The following is a 23,718-nucleotide window of genomic DNA, read 5'->3' on the forward strand; positions in this document are numbered from 1 at the left end:
GTTTCAGCGACTGAAGCAAGCCCGGCCACGGTCCGCTGCTCGAACACGTGCCGCGGCGAGAACACCACACCGCGCGCCCGTGCCCGCGACACCAGCTGGATCGACACGATGCTGTCGCCGCCGAGCGCGAAGAACGAATCGTCGACACCGACCCGCTCCACGCCGAGCACCTCGGCGAAGATCTCGGCGATGGTGTGCTCAACGGGCGTGCGCGGCGCACGGAACACGACCTCGGTCGCGAACACCGGCTCCGGCAACGCCTTCCGGTCCAGCTTGCCGTTCGGCGTCAACGGCACCCTGTCGATCACCATCACCGACGATGGCACCATGTACGCGGGCAGGCTATCCTCGATGTGTGCGGTGAGCGTGGCCACGTCGATCGACTTGCCTGGCGCGGCAACCACATACGACACCAGCGAGACGGCGCCGACGGAACTCTTGTGCCCGACGGTGACTGCGAAGTCGACGGCTTCGTGCGAGGCGAGCGCGGCGTCGATCTCGCCGAGTTCGATACGGAAGCCGCGCACCTTTACCTGGAAGTCGGAGCGGCCTACGTATTCGACCTCGCCGGTGCGGGTCCAGCGGACCACGTCGCCGGTGCGGTACATGCGCTGACCGTCGGCATACGGGTTGGCCACGAACCGATCGACGGTGAACGCGGCCCGCGCGTGGTAGCCGCGCGCCAGCTGAATGCCCGACAGGTACAGCTCACCCGTAACACCCACCGGCACCGGCCGCAACTGGCCATCCAGGATCAGCGCTTGCATACCGCGGATCGGGCCGCCGACGGTCACCGTCTCGCCGAGCACCAGCGGATCGCTGAGGTTGGTCACGATGGTGGCCTCGGTCGGGCCATAGGCGTTGTGGAACTTTCGGGTCGAGCCGTCCGCCAGCGGCACCGCCCATTTCGCGACCAGTTCCGGCGGGCATGCCTCGCCGCCCGCGACGAGCACCCGCAGCGTATCGAGGCCGCTCGGGTCGAAGGTGGCCAGCGCGGCGGGGGTGATGAACGCGTGCGTCACCCGCTCGGTGCGGATCAGCTCGGACAGTTCCTCGCCGCCGTAGACGCCCGGCGCCACCACCACGAGCGCGCCACCCGCACCGACCGCGAGCAACAGCTCGAGGATCGAGGCATCGAAGCTCGGCGACGCGAAATGCAGTGCGCGGGAGTCGGAGTCGAGCGCGTACCGCTCGATCTGCTCGGCGCTGAAGTTCGCGAGACCGGCGTGGGTGACCACGACGCCCTTCGGCACACCGGTCGAACCCGAGGTGTAGATGACATAGGCCGGGTGCTGCGGCCGCAGCGGCCGGACCCGGTCGGCGTCGGTGATCGGCCCGCCGTCGAACCCGTCGAGATCGAGGTCATCGAGCACCAGCCAGCGCGCCGATTCCGGCAGGCCATCGCAAACCGAAGCGACGGTCAGGCCGAGCGGGGAACCGGAATCGGTGACCATGTGCGCGATACGCTCGGCCGGATAGTTCGGGTCGACCGGAACGAAAGCCGCACCGGTCTTCGACACCGCCCAGGCAGCGAGAACGGAGTCCGCGGACCTGGGCACGCCGACGGCGACCAGATCCTCGGCGCCGATGCCCTCGGCAATCAGCATGCGGGCCAAACGGTTCGACCGCTCGTCCAGCTCCGCGTAGGACAGACTCGTCCCCTGGAACACCACGGCTGGCGCCTGCGGATCGAGCCCAGCGGCCTCGGCCAGCAGCTCCGGCAGGGTGCGCGCGGGCGCGGCCGGGCCGCCGGTACGGGCGACGAGATCGGCCCGCTCGGCGGCATCCAGCACCTCGATGGCACCCACCGCGATCGCGGGATCGGCGGCGACGGCCTCGAGCACCCGCTGCCAGCGCTGCATGATGTCCGCGGCAGTCGCTTCGTCGAACAGCTCGGTGGCGTAGGTGAGCGCCAAGGTCATGCCGGTCGAATCGTGCTCCGACAGCGTGAACTGCAGGTCGAAGCGCGCGATGTTCTCTTCGAGATCGAGCGCCGACACCGAAAGCCCGGGCAGCTCCAGCGAGCTGCGATCCAGGTTCTGGAACGCGAGCATCACCTGGAACAGCGGGTTGCGGGCCTGCGAGCGTTCCGGTGCGAGCAAGTCCACGAGCCGCTCGAACGGCACGTCCGCGTTGCCGTAGGCATCCAGGTCGGTCGCCCGCACCCGGTCCAGCAGCTGCGTAAACGACTCGGCCTGCTCGATTTCGGTGCGCAACACCAGCGTGTTGACGAACATGCCGACCAGGTCATCGAGCGCCTGCTCGCCACGTCCAGCGATCGGGGTGCCGACCGCGATGTCCTCGGTACCCGAGAGCCACGCCAGCAAAACCCCGAGCGCGCTGTGCATCACCATGAACAGTGACGCGCCGCGTTGGCGCGCAATGTCTTCCAGCGCCGCGATGAGTTCACCGGGCAATTCCCGCTGCAATGTCGCACCGCGGTACGAGGCGATCGCGGGCCTTGCCCGATCCGCCGGCAGCGGCAGTTCGTCCGGCACACCGTCCAGCGCACGCTGCCAGTGCGCCACCTGACGCGACATCAGCGACTCGGCATCGTGCTCGGCGCCGAGCACTTCGCGCTGCCAGACCGCGAAGTCAGCGTACTGCACCGCGAGCGGCGTCCAGCCGGGCACACTGCCCTCGGCACGCGCGGTGTAGGCGGTCATCACGTCGCGGGTCAGCGGACCGATGGAGAAGCCGTCCGCCGCGATGTGGTGCACCACGACGACGAGCACATACTCGTCGGCGCCCGCGATGTACAGCCGTGTCCGCAGCGGAACCTGTTCGGCCACATCGAATCCGGTGGTGACGAACTCGACGACCGCGGCCGTCAGCTGCGCCGGGTCGACCGCGACCGGGTGCAGGTCGAGCGCGATGTCCTCGGCGGGCACGACCACCTGGACCGGGGTGCCGCCGTGCTCCGGGTAGCGAGTGCGCAGCGATTCGTGCCTACGCACCACATCGGCGACCGCCAGCCGCAGCGCCTCGACATCGAGTGCGCCGGACAGCCGGATGGCGACCGGCAGGTTATAGGCCGCGGAGGTGGTGTCGTACTTGTTCAGGAACCACATGCGCTGCTGCGCGTACGACAGCGGCACCAGTTCGTCGGCCGAACGCGGCCGCGCCACCAGGCGGGCCCGCGCGGCGCCGTCGGCATGCGATTCCACCCGTGCGGCAAGCGCTTCCACGGTCGACGCCTCGAACAGCGCCCGCACCGGGACCGTCGTGCCGAGAGCGGCGCCGATGCGCGACACGACCCTGGTCGCGATGAGCGAGTTGCCGCCGAGGTCGAAGAAGTCGTCGTCGACGCCGACCCTGGGCAGGTCGAGCACGTCGGCGAATACCGCGGCCACGGTCTCCTGCACCGGGGTGACCGGTGCGCGGAAACCACGCGCCTGCACCGCGGGTGCGGGCAGCGCGCGCCGATCGAGCTTTCCGTTGACAGTCAACGGAATCCACTCCAGCCGCACCAGCGCCGAGGGCACCATGTACGACGGCAGCTGCTGCGCCGCTCCACTGCGGACGACGTCGAGATCCGGAATGACATCGGGTTCCGAGACCACATAGGCCACGATCCGCTGATCACCCGGCTGATCCTCACGCACGATGACCGCCGCCTGGGCGATGCCCGGCTGGGCCAGCACCGCGGACTCGATCTCACCGAGTTCGATACGGAAGCCGCGGACCTTCACCTGATCGTCGGCGCGGCCCAGGTATTCGAGTTCACCGAAGCGATTCCAGCGCGCAAGGTCGCCGGAACGGTACAGGCGTGAGTTTGCCGCGTCGGCCCCGCCGAGCGGGTTGGCGACGAAGCGGGTGGCGGTCAGGTCCGGGCGGCCGAGGTACCCACGAGCCAATTGCGGTCCCGCGACATACATTTCGCCCGCGACACCGACCGGGACCGGCCGCAGCCTGCTGTCGAGCACGTACACCCGCAGTCCTGCGATGGCGCGACCGACCACGCTGCCGGAGGCGGCTGCGATGGTGGCGGCATCGAGGGCACGGTAGGAGACGTGCACGGTGGTCTCGGTGATGCCGTACATGTTCACCAGCAGCGGCGCGGACACCGCGGCACGACCGGTGACGCCGTCACCATGGCGGGCAACCCAATCCGAGAGCCTGCGCAGCTCCAGCGCCTCGCCACCGAACACCACGTACCGCAGCGCCAGCGGCACCGCGTCCGGCGCGGCATTCCGATCCGCTTCCGCGAGTTGGTAGAACGCCGACGGCGTCTGGTTGAGCACCGTAACCCGTTGCGCGCGTAGCAGTTCCAAGAACTGCTCCGGCGAGCGCGAGGTGTAGTAATCGACCACGACCAGGGAGCCGCCGAACAAAAGCGGTCCCCACAGTTCCCATACCGAGAAGTCGAAGGCGTAGGAGTGGAACAGGGTCCACACGTCATCCGCGCCGAAGCCGAACTCGCGATCGGTATTGGCGAACAGCCGCACCACATTCCGATGCGCGACCGCGACACCCTTCGGGCGACCGGTCGAACCGGACGTGTAGATCACGTACGCCACGCTGTCCGGGTTCAGCGGCACATTGCGGTCCGCATCGGTGATCGGTGCGTCGTCGGCGTCCTCGATATTGCCGGTCTCCACCGCGAACCCGTCGAGCACCACGGTCGGCAGTTCGGCGGACACCGTCACGTGGACCGTGGAGTCGAGGATCACGCTGGTCGGACGCGAATCCGACAGCACGTAGGCGATGCGATCGGCCGGGTAGGTCGGGTCGACAGGCACATAGCCCGCACCGGTCTTCACCACTGCCAGCAGCGCGACCACCAGGTCGAGCGAGCGCGGCAGAATCACCGCGACCAGCGACTCGGGCCCGGCGCCGTCGGCGATCAGCCTGCGCGCCAACACATTCGCGCGCCGGTCCAGCTCGCTGTAGGTCAGCGATTCGATGCCGAACTTGGCCGCGGTGTTGTTCGGATGTGCGGCCACCACCTGATCGAACAGGTCGATCAGGGTGACACCCGCCGCCGTGAACCGCTCCACGCCACCGTCCGCACCGGAGGAAACCCACCGCTGCGAAAGGTTGAGCCGCTCGGCCTCACCGAGCAGATCGATATCGCCGATGACGATCTCGGGATCCTCGACCACACTGTGCAGGATCCGGACCAGGCGATCGGCGAACGACGCCACCGTCTCCGGATCGAACAGCTCGGTCGCGTAGTTCCAGGACATCCCGAGTGCACCGTCGGCGGCCTCGCCGACGGTCAGCTGCACATCGAACTTCGCGGTGCCTGCATCGAATTCGACCACGGAGAGGTCGACGCCGGGCAACGCGACAATGCCCATATCAGCGGCAGAGGCCGCCTCGAAGGTCAGCGCAACCTGGAACAGTGGGTGGTGCGCCTGCGAGCGGGCCGGGCTGATGGCATCGACCAGCCGCTCGAACGGCACATCCGCGTTCGCGAAGGCCGCGAGATCGGTCCGACGCACCTGCGCCAGCAGATCGCCGAACTCAGCGGCCGGATCGACCTCGTTGCGCAACACCAGCGTGTTGACGAACATGCCGACCAGATCGTCGAGCGCGCGTTCGCCCCGCCCGGCGATCGGCGTGCCGATGGCGATATCGGTGCTGTTGGACAGCCGCGCCGCCCACGCCGCCAATGCGGCGTGCACGATCATGAACAGGGTGACCCCCCGCGCGCGGGCCAGTTCGGCCAGCGCGGTGTGCAATTCGGCGTCCACCGAGAAGTTGTGCGTGCCACCGGCATGGGAGGCGATCTCCGGTCGCGACCGGTCGGCGGGCAACTCGATCTGATCGGGCAGATCCGCCAATTGCTCGGTCCAGTACGCGAGCTGCCTCGCGGCAACGGATTCCGGATCGTCCTCGCTGCCGAGCACCTCGCGCTGCCACAGCGCGTAGTCGGCGTACTGGACCTCCAGCGGAGTCCACGCGGGGACCTCACCGCGGCTGCGCTCGGTGTAGGCCACCACCACATCGCGCAGCAGCGGGCGCAGCGAGAAGCCGTCACCGCTGATGTGGTGCATGACCAGCACCGCGACATGATTGCGTGCGTCGATGCTGAGCAGGTTCGCCCGGAAGGGCACCGCGCTGGTCACATCGAAGTGCACACTGGCCAACTCGACGATCCGGGCGTGCAGCACGGCCGAGGTGACGGTCTCGGCCGTCAGTTCGAAGCGCACCTCGTCGGCGTGCAGAATGCGCTGGTAGCCAGTGCCTTCCACTTCCGGGTAGATGGTGCGTAGCGCCTCGTGGCGAGCAAGCACATCACCGATGGCAGCGTTCAGCGCGACCATGTCGACATCGCCGGTGAGCCGGATGGCGACCGGGATGTTGTTCACCGCGGTGCGGTTGTCGAAGCGGTTGAGGAACCACATCCGCTGTTGAGCCAGCGAAAGCGGGACCAGCTCCGGACGTGACTGCGCGGTCAGCGGGGCCCGGCCACCCTGTCCGGCGGCCGATTCCACCAACGCGGCCAGCGCCGCGACATTCGATGCCTCGAACAGTGCGCGCACCGGGATCTGGGTGTCCAGCGCCGCGCCGAGCCGGGCGGCGACCTGGGTGGCGACCAGCGAGTTGCCGCCGAGTTCGAAGAAGTCGTCGTCCAAGCCGACCGCGTGGCCGCTGCCCTGCAGGCCGAGGACCTCGGCGAAGGTACCCGCGACGATCTCTTCCACCGGTGTGGTCGGGGCGCGGAAGACCTTGACCGCGAACGTCGGTTCGGGCAGCGCCTTGCGATCCAGCTTGCCGGAGGCGTTCAGCGGGAACTCGTCGAGCACCATGTACGCCGACGGCACCATGTAGGTGGGCAACTGCTCGCCGAGGGTGTTCTTGACCGTGTCGATGTCGATCGCGCGGTCCGGGTTCCCGACCAGGTACGCGACCAGCTGATCGCCAGTCCGCTCGCCGGAGTGCACCAGCACGACCGCCTGCGCCACCGCGTCCTGTGCGGTGAGCGCGGATTCGATCTCGCCGAGCTCGATGCGCAAACCACGCAGCTTCACCTGGAAGTCGGTGCGGCCCAAGTACTCCAGCTCGCCCTGTGCCGTCCAGGTGACCAGGTCACCGGTGCGGTACATCCGCTCGGCCGGGCCGAACGGGTTCGCGACGAACCGCTCGGTGGTCAGGTCCGGGCGGCCCACATACCCGTGCGCCAGCTGGGCGCCCGCCAGGTACAGCTCACCCGGCACCCCGGCGGGCACCGGACGCAAGCGCGAATCCAGCACGTAGACCCGGGTGTTGAACACCGGAGCGCCGATCGGCACCGAGCTGGTGTCGGCGTTGGTCACCTCGTGGAAGGTGACGTCGACCGCGGCCTCGGTCGGGCCGTACAGGTTATGCAGGCGCGCGCCGGTCAGCTGCCGCAGTCGCTGCGCGGCGACGGCGGGCAGCGTCTCACCGGAGGCGAAAACGTTACGCAGACTGGTACATTCGGCGGCCCGATCCTCAGCGAGGAACACCGACAGCATCGACGGCACGAAGTGCACCGTGGTGACCTGCTCGTCGGTGATCAACCGCGCCAGGTACGCCGGATCGCGGTGACCGTCGGGCTTGGCGACCACCAGTCGCGCACCGACCTGCAAGGGCCAGAAGAACTCCCACACCGACACGTCGAAGGTAGCCGGAGTCTTCTGCAGCACCACGTCATCGGCCGCGAGGCCGTACTCGGCGTGCATCCACACCAGCCGGTTCACAATCGCGGCATGGCTGACCGCGACACCCTTCGGGCGGCCGGTCGAACCCGACGTGAAGATCACGTAGGCGGTATTGCCCGGCCGCAGCGGCCGATGCCGGTCCGCGTCGGTCAGCGGCGCGTCCGAGAATTCGGACAGATCCAGCTCATCGATGCGCACCTGCCGCGACACCGTGGTCTCCAGATCGGTGCCGGAGGTCAGCACGCACACCGGTCGCGCGGTCTCGAGGATGTAGTCGATGCGCTCGACCGGATGATCGGGATCCAGCGGCACATACGCACCACCCGCGGCATTGATGGCGTACATGCCGACGACCAAGTCGATCGAACGCCGCATGCCAAGGGCCACATACGATTCCGGGCCCACACCGTTCTGCTTCAGCCAACGCGCCAACCGGTGCGCCTGGGCGGCGAACTCGGCATAGGACAGACTTGTGCCCTCGAACGTGACCGCGTACTCGTCCGGGGTCCGTACCAACTGCGCCTCGAACAGCGAAACCAACGTCGCGGCGGCATCACCGACCGGCGAGGTCAGTGCCGCGTCCACCGGGAATTCGGTGTCGTTCCACTGGTCGAGCACCAGCGTCCGCTCGGCGTCGTCCAGCAGGTCGATATCGCCCACCATGATGGCCGGTGCGGAGGTGACGCCGCGCAGCACGCGGACGAAACGCTCGGCGAAGGCGTTCGCGAACCGATCGTCGAAAAGGTCGGTGGCGTAGAGGAGTTCGGCTTCCATCTCGGAATCCGCACCCTGCGTCTCACTCAGCGTGAGTTGCAGGTCGACCTTGGCGGTCGGCTGGTCGATACCGAGTTCGGAGACCGCGAGACCGGGCAGCTCCAGCGAGGTGCGGCCCAGGTTCTGGAACGACAGCATCACCTGGAACAGCGGATGCCGCGCCTGCGAACGGGCCGGGTTGAGCACCTCGACCAGTCGCTCGAACGGCACGTCGGCGTGTGCGAAGGCCTGCAGATCCCGTTCCCGCACCTGCTCGAGCAGATCGCTGAAGGATTCGGTCGCCTCGACCCGGGTGCGCAGCACGAGCGTGTTGACGAACATGCCGACCAGGTCGTCGAGGACCTGCTCGCCACGACCGGCCACCGGGACGCCGATGGCGATATCGTCGGAGCCGCTCAACCGCGCGAGCAGTGTCGCGAATGCGCTGTGCACCACCATGAACAGCGTGGTGCCGTGCTCGTGCGCGATCGCGTTCAGCGCCGCGAGGAGTTCGCCGGGCAGCCGGAATCGGCGGGTGCGCGCCTGATACGACGCGACGACCGGCCGCGGCTTCGGCGAAAGACGGAGTTCTTCCGGCAGTCCGGCCAGCGCATCGCGCCAGTAGCCGAGCTGCTCGGAAATCAGCGAGGTCGGATCGTCCTCGGTGCCGAGCGTCTCGCGCTGCCAGAGCGCGTAATCGACGTACTGCACCGCCAAGGGCGGCCAAACCGGCGCGGATTCCGAGCTGCGCGCGATGTAGGCCGACATCAGGTCGCGGACCAGCGGACGCATCGAGAAGCCGTCCGCCGCAATGTGATGCACCACGACGGCGAGCACATGGTCCTGGGTGTTGTCGCGCCACCTGTTGCTACTCAGCGGTGCGCGCTCCACCTGGTAGAGACGCAGCCGCACCGGCGACTCGGTGGTGACGTCGAAACCACGGCCGATGAAGTCGTAGAGGGCGCTTGCCATCTCGTCTTCGGCGACCGCGACGATCTGCAGCGCCGGTGTCGCCTGCGCCGCCGAGAGCACCTGCTGGTAGGCGATACCGTCCCGGGACGGGTAGATCGTGCGCAGCGATTCGTGGCGCTTGATCACATCGGCGATGGCGCCGCGCAGCGCGGCCACATCCAGATGGCCGTGCAGTCGAACTGCCGCTGGAATGTTGTCGGCGGCCGAGTCGGCGTCGAAACGGTTGAGGAACCACATCCGCTGCTGGGCAAGCGACAACGGCGGGTATTCGGGCCGGGTTCGCGCGGTCAGCGCCGGACGCGCACCGCCGCCGGCATTGGTCTCCACGCGCTCGGCGAGCGCGGCGACGGTCGGCGCCTCGAACAGCAGCCGCACCGGAACCTGTGTGTCCAATGCCGCGCCGAGCCGGGCCACCACCTGGGTGGCGACCAGCGAGTTGCCGCCCAGATCGAAGAAGTTGTCGTCGATGCCGATCCGCTGGTGGCTGAGCACATCGGCGAAGATGCCGACGATGATCTCTTCGATCGGTGTGGACGGTGCGCGGAATTCCCGTGCCTCGAAGACAGGTTCGGGCAGCGCACGGCGATCCAGCTTGCCGTTCGGGTTCAACGGCATGGCGTCCAGTACGACGATCGCGGCGGGCACCATGTAGGACGGCAGCTGCGCGGACAGATGCGCCCGCAGCTCCTCGATATCGATCGTGCCGCCATTGGCGGGCACCACATAGCCGACCAGCTGATCACCGGTGCGCGCATCCGAGCGCACCACGGCAACGGCCTGGGCCACCGAAGTGTGTGCGGTCAAGGCGGTTTCGATCTCACCGAGCTCGATGCGCAGACCGCGCAGCTTCACCTGGAAGTCGGTGCGCCCGAGGTACACGATGGCGCCGCTCGCATCGCGAGTGACCAAGTCACCGGTGCGGTACATCCGCGAACCGGCAGCACCGAACGGGCTGGCCACGAAGCGATCCGCGGTCAGATCCGTGCGACCGAAGTAGCCACGCGCCAACTGCGCACCCGCCAGATAGAGCTCACCGGCGACACCCGGCGCGACCAGGTGCAGGCGAGCATCCAGCACGTACGCCTGCGCGTTCCAGACCGGCAGGCCGATCGGCACCGCGCCGACGACGCCGTCGGCCACCGGCGCATGCGTTGCGTGCACGGCGAATTCGGTCGGGCCGTACAGGTTGTACAGCTGCGCCGGGCAGACCCGCCGGATAGCGGCCACCGCGTCGCCGGTGAACGCCTCACCGGCAACCAGCAACGCACGCAACGACTCCAGCGCTGTACTTCTGCCACCTGCGGCATCCACGCCGCCCGCGAACACGGTCAGCATCGACGGCACGAACGAGGTCATGGTTACCCGCTCGGCCGCGATCACATCCACCAGGTACTGCGGGTCACGATGGCCGTCCGGGCTCGCCACCACAATCCGGCCACCGGTGGACAAGGGACCGAACAACTCCCACACCGACACGTCGAACGTGGCGGGCGTCTTGAACAGCACGATGTCGCCGGCGTCGATGCCGTATTCGCCGGTGATCCAGCGGACCTGGTTCACCACCGCCGAATGCGGCACCGCCACACCCTTCGGACGGCCCGTGGAACCCGACGTGAAGATCACGTACGCGGGATGCTGCGGCCGCAGCGGCGCGATCCGTTCCGCATCGGCAACCGGCTCGTCCGAATATGCGGACAGGTCCAGCTCATCGATCGACAGCGTGGGCAGGCCACCGCTCTCGAAGTTGTCACGCGAGGTCGTCAGCACACAGACTGGTGCCACCGACTCGAGGACATAGCTCACGCGCTCAGTCGGCTGATCCAGGTCCAGCGGCACGTAACCACCGCCCGCCTCGTGCACCGCATATACGGCGACCACCAGGTCGACCGAACGCCGCAGACCAAGGGCGACAAGCTTTTCCGGGCCTACCCCGGCGTCGATGAGGCGGCGTGCCAGCCGGTGCACGCGGGTGCCGAACTCGGCATAGGTCAACGATGTGCCGGTCGCGGGATCCACGATCGCGATCGCGTCCGGAGTCGCCAGCGCCTGCGCGGCGAAACCGTCGACCAGGGTGCGGCCCGAACCGATCTCGTGCGCGGTGTCGTTCCAGCCGATCAGCGCGAGCGCGGTCTCCTGATCGTCCAGCAGCTGGATATCGCCGACCGGCGTGGTCGGATCGGCGATGATGGTCGCCAGGATCCGATCGAGGCGGCGCGCGAGCGCCGCGACCGTATCCTCGTCGAACAGATCGAGCGCATAGGAGAACTCGGCCGACATCCCGGCCGCCTCGCCCTGCTCCTGGGTCTCCTGCAACGTCAGCTGCAGGTCGAACTTGGCCAGCTGCGGGTCGTAATCGATGCCGTTCACCGAAAGTCCGGGCAGCTGCAGGCTGGCCTGCTTGGAGTTCTGGAAGGCCAGCATCACCTGGAACAGCGGGTGGCGCGCCTGCGAGCGGGCCGGGTTGAGCACCTCGACCAGTCGCTCGAACGGCACGTCCGCGTGCGCGAAGGCGTGCAGGTCGGTTTCCCTGGCCCGGGCGAGCTGGTCCGCGAAACTCGTCGCGCCGTCGATGTCCGTCCGCAACACGAGGGTGTTGACGAACATGCCGATCAGGTCGTCCAGCGCGGCCTCACCGCGGCCTGCCACCGGCGTGCCGATGGCGATATCGGAGGTGCCGCTGGCACGTGCGAGTAGCACGGCCAGCGCGCTGTGCATCACCATGAACAGCGAGGCGTTGTACCGGCGGCCCAGCTCGACCAGCGCCCGCTGGGTCTCGCCGGAGATCACGAACGCGTAGGTGCCGCCACGGTAGGAGGCGGCGGCCGGACGCGGATGATCCGACGGCAGCACCAATTCGTCGGGCAGATCGGCGAGTTCGCGCTGCCAGTAGCCGATCTGGGTGGAGATCAGCGAGCTCGGATCGGTCTCCGAGCCGAGCACCTCGCGCTGCCAGAGCGTGTAATCCGCGTACTGGACCGGCAATTCGGCCCAGGTCGGCACCTCCCAGGAGGTGCGGGCGGCGTACGCGACGATGACATCGCGCGACAGCGGCGCCATCGACCAGCCGTCGGCCGAAATATGGTGCACCACCATGCCGAGCACGTACTCGGTCTCGCTGATCTCGAACAGGCGCGCATGCAACGGCACTTCGTTGGTGACGTCGAAGGCCATCGACGCGAGGTCGATGAGGTGCTCGACCAGCGTCTCCTCGGTGACCCGGTAGGGCGTCAGGTCCGGAACGATCTGCGCCGCATCGAGAACCACCTGCACCGGGCCACTGTTGGTCTCCGGGAAGACGGTGCGCAGCGACTCGTGCCGGTCGATCACGTCGATGACCGCGACCTGCAATGCGGCGACGTCGAGGTCGCCGGAGAGCCGGATAGCGACCGGAATGTTGTTGACGGCCAGGGTGGTATCGAAGCGGTTGAGGAACCACATCCGCTGCTGCGCGAGCGACAGCGGCACCTCCTCGGGCCGTTCCCTCGCGACCAGCGCCTTGCGGGCGCCGTCGCCCGCATGCGTTTCGACGCGAGCGGCCAGCGCGGCGACCGTGGGCGCTTCGAACAGCATGCGCACCGGCACCTTGGTGTCGAGCGCGATGCCGAGCCGGGACGCCACCTGGGTGGCGATCAGCGAGTTGCCGCCGAGGTCGAAGAAGTCGTCCTCGACGCCGACGCGGGGCAGATCCAGCACGTCGGCGAAGACCTGGGCGACGATCTCCTCGATGGGGGTCGTCGGTGCGCGGAATTCGCGGACCTCGAATACCGGTGCGGGCAGCGCGCGCCGATCCAGTTTTCCGTTGACCGTCAACGGGATCGCGTCGAGTCGCATGAATGCCGAGGGCACCATGTACGCGGGCAGCCGCTCGGCCGCACCGTCGCGCACCGCGTCGAGGTCGAGTTCGATGCCGGGCTCGGGGACCACGTACGCCACGATCCGCTGGCCGCCCGGCTGATCCTCACGCACGATGACCGCCGCCTGCGCCACGCCCTCCTGGGCGAGCACCGCGGACTCGATCTCACCGAGTTCGATACGGAAGCCGCGGACCTTCACCTGATCGTCGGCGCGACCCAGGTATTCGAGCTCACCGAAGCGATTCCAACGCGCCAAGTCGCCGGAACGGTAGAGGCGCGAGCCGACGGAATCGGGTTCAGCGAGCGGGTTCGCGACGAAGCGCGTGGTGGTCAGGTCCGGGCGACCGAGGTAGCCGCGAGCCAATTGCGGTCCAGTGATATACATTTCGCCAACGACACCGACGGGAACCGGTCGCAGCCGGTTGTCGAGCACGTACACGCCGAGGCCCGCGATCGCCCGACCGACGATGCTGCCGGAGGCGGCGGCGATAGTCGCCGCATCCAGCGCGCGATAGGAGACGTGCACCGTGGTCTCGGTGATGCCGTACATGTTCACCAGCAACGGCGACGAATCACCGTGGCGGGCAACCCAATCCGAGAGCCTGCGCAGCTCCAGCGCCTCGCCGCCGAACACCACGTAGCGCAGTGCCAGCGGGGTCAGCTCCGCCGACGCGCTCCGCTCCGCCTCGGCGAGTTGGTAGAACGCCGACGGGGTCTGGTTGAGCACGGTGACCTGCTCGTCACGCAGCAGGTCCAGGAACTGCTCCGGCGAACGCGAGGTGTAGTAATCGACCACGACCAGGGAGCCGCCGAACAAAAGCGGTCCCCACAGTTCCCACACCGAGAAGTCGAACGCATAGGAGTGGAACAACGTCCACACGTCATCGGGTCCGAAACCGAAGTCCGCGTCGGTATTCGCGAACAGCCGCACCACATTCCGATGCGCGACCGCCACACCCTTCGGGCGACCGGTCGAACCGGAGGTGTAGATGACGTAGGCGACGTTGCCCGGGTTCAGCGGCGCGGTCCGATCGAGGTCGGTGATCGGTGCGTCGTCGAATTCGGCAGACTCCACGGTGAATTCGTCCAGCACGACCGCCGGCAGTTCGTCGGGGACGGTCACCTCGACGGACGAATCGACGATCACGCTCGTCGGACGCGAATCCGACAGCACGTAGGCGATGCGATCGGCCGGATAGGTGGGATCGACCGGCACATAACCCGCACCGGTCTTCACCACAGCCAGCAACGCGACAACCAGATCCAGCGAACGCGGCAGGATCACCGCGACCAGCGACTCCGGCCCGGCGCCATCCGCGATCAACCTGCGCGCCAACGCGTTCGCGCGCCGATCCAACGCGTAGTAGGTCAGCGATTCGGAGCCGAGGCGCGCCGCCACATTGTCCGGGTACGTCGCCGCCGCCACGTCGAACAAACCGACCAGGGTGAGATCGGGATCGGCGAACCGGCCTGCGGTACTGTCCGCGCCGGAGGACACCCAACGCCGCGAAACATCGTGCCGCTCGGTCAAATCGAGCACATCGATATCGCCCACGGCGACCGCAGGGTTGTCGACGACGCTGCGCAGGATCCGTAGCAGGCGGTCGGCGAACGACGACACCGTCTCGGCGTCGAACATGTCGGTGGCGAAGGAGATCACCGCGGTCATGCCGTCGGGTTCGCCTTGGCCGCCACGCTCTTCGGTGATGGTCCACTGCAGGTCGAACTTGGCGATGTCGACTTCCAGTTCGTCGGCGGTGACCGACAGCCCCGGTAGCTCCATGGCGCCGTGCGACATTTCCTGGAACGACAGCATCACCTGGAACAGCGGATGCCGCGCCTGCGAGCGTGTCGGGTTGAGCACCTCGACGAGCCGCTCGAACGGGACGTCGGCGTAAGCGAATGCCGCGAGATCGGATTCCCTGGTACGGGAAAGGAACTCGGTGAACGGCTGGCTGCCGTCGACATCCGAGCGCAGCACCAGGGTGTTGACGAACATGCCGATGAGGTCGTCGAGAGCCTTTTCGCCACGGCCCGCGATCGGGGTGCCGACGGCGATATCGCTGGTACCCGACAGTCGGGCCAGCAGCACGGCCAGCGAGGCGTGCATGACCATGAACAGGCTGACGCCCTGCGCACGAGCCAGTGCGGCCAGGCGGCTGTGCAGGTCGGCGTCGATCTCGAAACGCAGTGAGCTGCCGCGGAAGCTCTGCACCGACGGGCGCGGCCGATCGGTCGGCAGGTCGAGCTGATCGGGCAGTCCGGCCAGCGCGCGCCGCCAGTAGGCGATCTCGCGGGCGGTCATCGAACCAGGATCGGACTCCGCACCGAGCAGTTCGCGCTGCCAGATGCTGTAGTCGCGGTACTGCACCGGCAGCGGCGCCCATTCGGGCGGCTGCCCGGCCGCACGCGCCAGGTACGCGGTCGCGACATCGCGGGCCAGCGGACCGAACGAGAAGCCGTCCGCCGCAATGTGATGCACGACGAACGCCAGCGCGTAGTCCGGCGTCCCGTTCGCCGAGCCACCGGTGATCTGGTAGACCCGCACCCGGATCGGCAGCTCGTGCGAGACATCGAACCCGGTGGCCGCGAATTCCAGCAGCACGCCATGCAATTCGGATTCGTCGATCGATTGCACCGAGAGGCCGAGATCGACCTCCTCGATCGGCACCACCTGCTGGTAGGCGCCGTCACCGGACTCCGGGAAGATGGTGCGCAGCGATTCCTGCCGCGCCAGCACATCGGTCAGCGCGGGCTGCAACACCGCGACATCGACGCGGCCGCGCAACCGCACCACGAACGGCAGGTTGTAGGTGGGCGCGGTCGGGTCGAACTGGTTGATGAACCACATCCGCTGCTGCGCCAGCGACAGCGGCACCCGCTCCGGGCGTTGCTGCACGACCAGCGGCGGACGGGAACCGTCGGTGGGCGTAGCGGTTTCGGTGCGCGCGGCGATGCCGGCCACGGTCGGGGTCTCGAACAGCGCGCGCACCCCGATCTGGATGCCGAACGCCGCCCCGATGCGGGCGATCACCTGGGTGGCGACCAGCGAGTTGCCACCCAGATCGAAGAAGTTGTCGTCGATGCCGATGCGGTCCTGGCTCAGCACGTCGGCGAAGATGCCCGCAACGATCTGTTCGGCCTGGGTGCGCGGGGCCTGGAATCCGGCCGCGTCCACGCTGAACACCGGCTCCGGCAACGCCTTACGATCCAGCTTGCCGCTGGTGTTGAGCGGGAACGCCGCCAGCACCATGATCGCCGCGGGCACCATGTAGCTGGGCAGCTTCTCGGCCACGAACCTGGTCAGCTCGACCGATTCGACCGAATGTCCAAGCGCGGGAACCACATACGCGACCAGCTGCTGACCGGTCGCGGTATCGACAGCCAGCACCGCGGCCTGGCTGACCGCGGGATGCGCGAGCAGATCGGTCTCGATCTCACCGAGCTCGATTCGCTGGCCACGGAACTTCACCTGGAAGTCGGTGCGGCCGATGTATTCCAGGGTGCCCGCGGAGTTCCAGCGCACCAGGTCGCCGGTGCGGTACATGCGGTCGCCATGGAGACCGAAGAGGTTGGCGACGAACCGGTCCGAGGTCAGATCGGAACGGCCGCGGTAGCCGCGAGCCAGCTGCCGCCCACCCAGGTACAGCTCGCCCGGTGCGCCGATCGCGGCCGGTCGCAGTCGCGAATCCAGTACGTAGACTTCGACATTCCATTCGGGGATGCCGATCGGCACCATCACGGTGTCGGCGGCTGTGGCCTCCCAGTAAGTGACCGAGACCGCGGCCTCGGTCGGCCCGTACAGGTTGTGCAGTCCAGCCGGAGCGGAGCCTGCGAAGCGACCATCAGCCGCAGTGGTGATTTCCCTGAATTTGGCGGCGGTCTCCGGCGGCAGCGCCTCACCGATCACGAAAACGGCGCGCAGCGTGGCGCATTGGGCCGCGGTGGCATGCGTGACGAACACCGTCAGCATCGACGGGACGAAGTCGGTGACCGTCACGCCGTGGCGCTGGATCATGTCCGCGACATACAACGGATCGCGGTGGCCGTCCGGAGACGCGATGACCAGCTTCGCGCCGACCATCAGCGGCAGGAAGTAGCCCCACAGCGACACGTCGAACGTGGTCGCGGTCTTCTGCAGGTACACGTCGGCCGCGGTCAGCCGGTACTCGTCGAGCATCCACAGCTGCTGATTGACGATCGCGCGATGGGTGACCGCCACGCCCTTCGGGCGGCCGGTGGAGCCCGAAGTGTATATGACGTAGGCGGTGTTGTCCGGGCGCAGCGGCGCGAGCCGATCCGAATCCGTCACCGGCGCATCGGAGTACGCGCAGACGTCGAGAGTGTCGATCTCGACCCGCCGCATCGAATCGGGTAGCTCGAGCTCCTCGTAGGACAGCGTGAGCACGCACACCGGGTCGGCGCTGTCGAGAATGTAGGCGGTGCGGTCGGCCGGATGATCCGGATCGATCGGCACATACGCGCCACCGGCCTTCAGCACCGCGTGCATGCCGATGACCAGCTCCAGTGAACGCCGCATACCCAGCGCGACAAGCGATTCCGAGCCGACACCGTCGGCGATCAGGAACCGGGCCAGCCGGTTGACCCGCGCGGAGAACTCCGCGTAGCTCAGCGTCGCGCCTTCGAAATCGAGCGCGATATTGTCCGGCGTCAGCGGGATCTGCGCGTCCAGCAGCGCGGCCAGCGTGGTGTCCGGCACGTCCTGCTCGGAGTCGTTCCACTCCAGCAGGGTCAGCGTGCGCTCGTCCTCGGTGGTGGCTTCCAGGCCCCACACCTTCGCGTCGGCGTCGGCCGCCAGGAACGTGCCGAAGAACTCCAGGAACCGCGAATGATGCTGCGCGGCTTCGTCCCGGGTGTAGAGGTTCGGGTTGGTCTCGAAATCGATGTGCGAGCGGGTGCCGGCGACCGACTGGTAGAAATTGACACCGAGGTCCTCGATGCTGCCGGTCGAGAGCACATTGAACTCACCGACCATCGGGCCGAGCACGACCTCGTTGTGGAAGAGCATGATGTTCACCCACGGTCCGAAGAACTCCGTGGTCACCACGCCGTCGCCAGCGGAATCGCGGCGAATGTCCTCGTGCCGGTAGCGCTGATGGCGCAGCGCGCCGGAGACCTCCACCTGCACCGCACGCAGCAGATCCGCGATGGTAGTGTCGTGCCCGACCTGCAAACGCAGTGGCACGATGTTCGAGGTCACGCCGCCGGAACGACGCATGGCCGCGGTGGTCCGTGCGGTCACCGGCAGGCTGAGGATGACGTCTTCGGTGCCGGTAAGCTGGGCCAGGTACGCCGCGAAGCCCGCAATCAGCAGACCGGCGGGCGAGTTGTCATGGCGTGTCACGGCGTCGGCGAGCAGCGCGTCCTGCTCCGGCGACAACGCCGCGCTCGAAATCCCGTTGACGGGAGCCGGCGGCGCCGAACGACCCGCCAGGCTGGAGCCTTCCTCCAGGCCGGCGACGCGCTGCGCCCAATGCTCCTTGTCGGCCTGGAAACGGGTGCTCTCCCGGTAGGCCATCTCGGATTCGTACAGCGTGCGCAGATCGGTGGCCTTGGCGGGCGACGGTTCGGTGCCGTTGACCGCCGCAGTGTAGAGCTCCGCCGTCCGAGTCATGTAGGTCATCGCGCCGAAGCCGTCGAGCACAATGTGATGGGTGCGCGCGTACCAGAACCAGCGCTGGTCCTCGATCCGCAGGGCGACCGCCCGAATCAGGCGGTCATTGACGATATCGAGCGGACGGCTGTACTCCGCGCGCATCCACTCCGCGGCCGCGGCCTCCGGATCAGCTTCATCGCGCAGATCGATGTAGACCAGGGCCGAATCCTGCGACGTATCCACCGTCTGCATCGGCTCACCATCGCGCTCGACGATCCGCAGCCAGCCCGAACCCGACTCGTTGGCCGCGTCGATGCTCGCCTGCTCCAGCGCGGCTAGATCAATATCGCCCAGCAGATCGACATACTGGGCGATATTGATCGGAACCTGCGGGTCTACGTGCTGCGCATACCAAATGCCCAGCTGTGCGGGCGACAGCGGGAAGTACTCCACATCTGCCTGCGAAGTGCGTTCCCATGCGTCACCAGTTTCGCCGTTTCCGCCGAAATCCAGCCGGTCCAACCGTAACCTCGCTTCTGGAACACCACGCAAGCGCTCCCCGACAAACCGGGACAAGACGCTCACCTATCCAAGCGTGTCGCCTGCGTCTCCGGGTTCAGTTCTCATATCATCAGGCAAAAATGTCCATTGGCACTATCTGTCGATCAGGCCGATCTCGTTACATTGGCCCAACCATGACCACAACCCACCGACCGGCTTCGCCGGGAACATCGCTGCTGATCACCGAAACAATCTACCGTCGCCCGCGGCATCCGACCAACCAACTTCCATAGCAGAGAAACATCACTCCAGGCAGCAGCGTCATCGCAAGTTTGCTAGCAATATGTTGCCCTTCTCACACTGCTTGCGAAGGGCCGTTGAGCGGAGGTTCCGGGCGGAACGAGGCAGCCGCTTCCTCGATGAAGGTCCACGCGACAGCTAGGCGCCCGGTTAGCTACCCGGAGTGGCGGCTGTCTTATCCTGATTCGGCATACCACCCGCGACGCATCCCCAGGGACCTGCGCGACGGATGCTCGAGGACTGGCGCAGGGCATCTCATCGGGCAACCAGACATCGGTCCCCCGGTCCTCTGCACGTCGATGGTCCACAGGTCCGCGAAGTTGGTATGGCTTCGAACTCGGTTCTGTCGCAACCGAATAAACCGCCGATCGGATTAAGGTGGGGAGTGTCGGATGAACTGGACAGACCCAAACACCGTTATTTTCACAGCCCCCAGCGGATACGACAGCAGCCAGCCCGATGCAACGTTGGGCTGGCTGCTGTGTGGGGGGCTATCACGCCGCGCTTAACCGTGCGATCTGTGTCAACGATTGCAGACGGGTGTCACAATGCGGTCGACCGGCGCGGACATCTGGTGACAGCCGAGTTCGACGCAGACTCCCCTTAGAGGGTGTCTTATTTGGGTGAATACCCGAGGCTAGCAGCCAGCGGAACCGGTGTTCAGGCACACCGAACCAAAGCACCCGCTGCCAGACGCCGCCGCGGCTATACCGGCCGTGGCGCTCAGGCCAGTGGCGACAGTCAGCGGCGCGCCGCCGGAAATCGACACCGAAACGACCGTGCCGTTGGCCAGGGCGATGAATAGGGTGCTGTCGGAGACGGTAATGCCGACCAGGGTGCCCAGGCCAGTGACTACGGGCAGCGGCGTGCCACCGGACGCCGGCACCGAAACGACCGTGCCGTTGGCCAGGGCGATGAGCAGGGTACTGCCGGAAACGGTAATACCGACCGGATTGCTCAGGCCGGTCGCAACGGTGGTGGTCGCGCCGCCGGACACCGGCACCGAAACGACCGTGCCCTCGGTCAGGGCGATGAACAGGGTGCTTCCGGAAACGGTAATACCGACCGGGATGCCCAGGCCGGTGGCCACGGTGGTAGTCGCGCCGCCGGACGCCGGCACCGAAACGACCGTGCCGTTGGCCAGGGCGATGAACAGGGTGCTGTCGGAAACGGCGATACCGACCGGGATGCCCAGGCCGGTGGCCACGGTGGTGGTCGCGCCGCCGGACGCCGGCACCGAAACGACCGTGCCGTTGGCTTGGGCGATGAACAGGGTGCTTCCGGAAGTGGCGATACCGACCGGGGTGCCCAGGCCGGTGGCCACGGTGGTGGTCGCGCCGCCGGACGCCGGCACCGAAACGAGCGTGCCGTTGGTTTCGACGATATAAACCGTGCCGGCCGTCGGTATTGCGGCGGCAGGGCCAGTAGCCGCGACCGCGATCACTGTCGCGACCGCCAACGGTGCCATTGCGGTGAGGGCCAGCGCCCTACCTATGGACCGTGCCGCGGCTGCGAGGCGGGAAACAGGTCGCCCACCTCGGGTCTGGCGGAAATGCAGGTTCACGCTATTCTCCTCGCTAACTGTCTCTTCGAAAAACGGGTCAGAGGCGCGGGCCGTGGCGGTCCGCCAACGGCACGCTGAGTTTTCCACTACCGAACAGGTCGCACGGCGACCCAGTGCAGGCAGAGCGAACCTCACTCGGTGAGGGTGAGAGATGCGAACAATCTCGGTACGGGCCGCTACGGCGGTCCGCACTGCCAGGAGTAAAAGTCGGTCGATCGACACACCGTCGCCCGCTACATCACGCGGACTCTTGCACCACGGGCAAGCCGATCTTCCGGACGATCCTCTTACAGTGCCGCATCAACATATCCGCGTCATCGACGAAGTCAAGGACCAGGAGCTTTTCAAAACCGCGTCGGCAGTAGCAACTCCGCAGCAATCCACCGATGCACCTGCGGGCGGGCGCTTTCCACGAAACACCGCCTCACGAACCAGACGTCGAAGGAATCACTCCACTGAATCAGGAGTTGTCGCAACCTGCCGGTTGCCGACGTGCGACGTCGTCCAAAGATCACCTACACGAGGTCACGGGATTGCCGGAACAAGCGTCGTAGATCGTTGCGGCGCAGACTTCTTCGGCTGTGGGTGCTCGCGCAAGCGACCCTGTGCGGCTGCCTGCCACGCAGCGCGGATGTGCCACTGGATTCGGTGAACATCTCGGCGACGGTCCATTGTCCAGCCCGTATCCCCGTAAGTGCGGCATCTTCTTCTGCAAGCCGGCGGCCATGTCGGGTACGGGCGACTCGCCGGATTCTGCTCCGAGTGGAAACAATTCGGCGTGACCGATGTCCTGATGGGTGCTGTCATCAGCGCAGCCGAACCCGAAGAAATGGCACGCTGTCGGCTCGCCGTGCTCGATCAGGATGGCGCGGGAGCGTTTCATGACAAAGCAGGACCGAGTGAATGGTGGATGGACGTGGATGACGGATCGGTGGTGTGATCAGTTCCCGAATTCCACGCGACGCGACCGCGCGGCACCTTGACGGGCGCTTCGGTGGTGGTGTCACGCCCGTCGTCGATCAGGTCGAAACGTGACGATTACGAGCAGGGTCGTACAGGTGCGACTGGGCGCAGGACAGTGAGTCGGTGAGGGCTCGACCGACGAGGATGATCGCAGCTTGCCGTAGACCGGCGGCTTCGACCTGGTCTGCGATGTCCGTCAGGGTCCCGCGCAGAACCTGTTGCTCTGGCCGGCTGGCGCGATAGACCACCGCGACGGGGCAGTCGGGGCCGTAGTCGGAGATGAGTTCGGTGGCCAGTGTGCGGATTCGGGTGATGGCCAGGTGTAGCACCAGGGTGGCGCCGGTGTGGGCGAAGTTGGCCAGGGATTCGGAGTCCGGCATGGCGGTTGAGCGGGCTTGGGTGCGGGTGAGGACGACCGACTGAACTAATTCGGGGACGGTGAGTTCGGTGCCGAGGAGGGCGGCCGCGGCGGCGTAGGCCGGGACGCCGGGGGTGACATCCCAGGGGATATCGAGGGCGTCCAGGCGGCGGGTCTGTTCGGTGAGGGCGGAGTAGATCGAGGGGTCGCCAGAGCACAGGCGGGCTACGTCTTTGCCGGAGGCGTTGGCGCGGGCCAGGTGGTCGATGATCTGGTCTATGTCCAGATACTGGGTATCGATCAGTTCGGTGTCGGGGGCGCAGTGCGCCAGCACCTCCGGGTCGAGGTAGGTGCCGGCGTACAGGCAGACCGGAGAGGTTCGCAGCAGGTTGACCGCGCGCACGGTCAGGAGGTCGGCGGCGCCCGGCCCGGCCCCGATGAAGTGCACGGTCATGCGGGTGAGTCTATTCAGGCCGTCGCGTCGAAGTGGGCGATGACCCTGGTCGGGCGCACGCGCACCACGAGCTCGCCCGGCACCCCGTTGCGCTTGCCGAATTCCTCGGCGCGGTCGGCGCCCATGTAGCGGCCGGCGATTTCGGTGGCGGTGCGGAGGAGTTCGTCGAGGTCCTCGGACAGGGTGACGGTGCCCTGGATCTGGATGGAGCTATACGGCGGCTCCTCCAGGTCGACGCATACCGCGATGCGCGGGTCGCGGGCGAACGCCTTGCCCTTCGCGGAGGTCTTGCCGGTGTTGAACACCAGCCCGCCGCCCTCGACGACGAACCAGACCGGCGTCACGACCGGCCGACCATCGGCGGCGACGAACGCCACCTTGCCCGTGCGGGTGCCGTAGGAGAGGAAGTCGTGCACTCGGGGATCCGACAGAGAGGCCATGAATCACACCCTAAAGCCACGCCAGGGCTTTAGGTCTGTGCGCTCCTGGCTGTGGTTTCCCTCAGAAAGCTTTCGTTTCGACCTTGGCCGGTATCGCTTCCGTTTCCAGCCTCCGCCCGTCACATGCGGTTCTCCCGCACACGGCTTACCGATGTTCTTCACCGTCGGCGTTCGGCTTTCCAGGCCCGAAAAGGCCTGGGCGGTACGACGATTCCATCGAGGCTGATCAGGCCCAGGTGATTGTCCGACAGCAACACCTGGGTCATCCCCCATCCCAGGGCTCGACGTCGCTTCCTCCGCCTCCGACGCCC

5 protein-coding genes (1 of these 5 running past the window's edge) are annotated in these 23,718 nt (G+C 67.1%); 1 reads left to right on the forward strand and 4 read right to left on the reverse strand.

Features of this window, described 5'->3' with window-relative positions:
• Both ACV7NQ_RS12450 and ACV7NQ_RS12455 read right to left on the reverse strand, forming a co-directional pair.
• A protein-coding gene (locus tag ACV7NQ_RS12450) for a non-ribosomal peptide synthase/polyketide synthase (RefSeq protein WP_463365641.1) crosses the window boundary here: on the reverse strand, positions 1 to 19,349 show its start. The gene continues 24,295 nt to the left of window position 1, outside the view; 19,349 of the gene's 43,644 nt are visible here — the first part of the coding sequence; it begins with the start codon at positions 19,347 to 19,349; its stop codon lies beyond the left edge, outside the window.
• A 916-nt stretch (positions 19,350 to 20,265) separates the two neighbouring features.
• Positions 20,266 to 21,192 carry an NHL repeat-containing protein gene (locus tag ACV7NQ_RS12455; protein WP_463359779.1) on the reverse strand — a complete coding sequence of 309 codons (927 nt, stop codon included), beginning with the start codon at positions 21,190 to 21,192 and terminating at the stop codon, positions 20,266 to 20,268.
• 778 nt (positions 21,193 to 21,970) lie between these two features.
• On the opposite strand from ACV7NQ_RS12455, the gene ACV7NQ_RS12460 reads away from it, so the two are divergent.
• On the forward strand, positions 21,971 to 22,132 hold the full coding sequence (locus ACV7NQ_RS12460) for a hypothetical protein (RefSeq protein ID WP_463359780.1): 162 nt from the start codon (positions 21,971 to 21,973) through the stop codon (positions 22,130 to 22,132).
• Positions 22,133 to 22,211: 79 nt separating this feature from the next.
• On the opposite strand, the gene cobM is transcribed toward ACV7NQ_RS12460, so the two are convergent.
• Together cobM and ACV7NQ_RS12470 are read right to left on the reverse strand one after the other, a co-directional pair.
• Entirely contained in the window at positions 22,212 to 22,967 is a 756-nt protein-coding gene (gene cobM, locus ACV7NQ_RS12465; protein ID WP_463359781.1) for a precorrin-4 C(11)-methyltransferase, read from the reverse strand.
• 14 nt (positions 22,968 to 22,981) lie between these two features.
• A complete protein-coding gene (locus tag ACV7NQ_RS12470) occupies positions 22,982 to 23,407 on the reverse strand; it encodes a PPOX class F420-dependent oxidoreductase (protein ID WP_463359782.1) in 426 nt (141 codons plus the stop codon).
• Positions 23,408 to 23,718: the final 311 nt, after the last annotated feature.

The organism is Nocardia sp. Tas62D01, assembly GCF_055232035.1.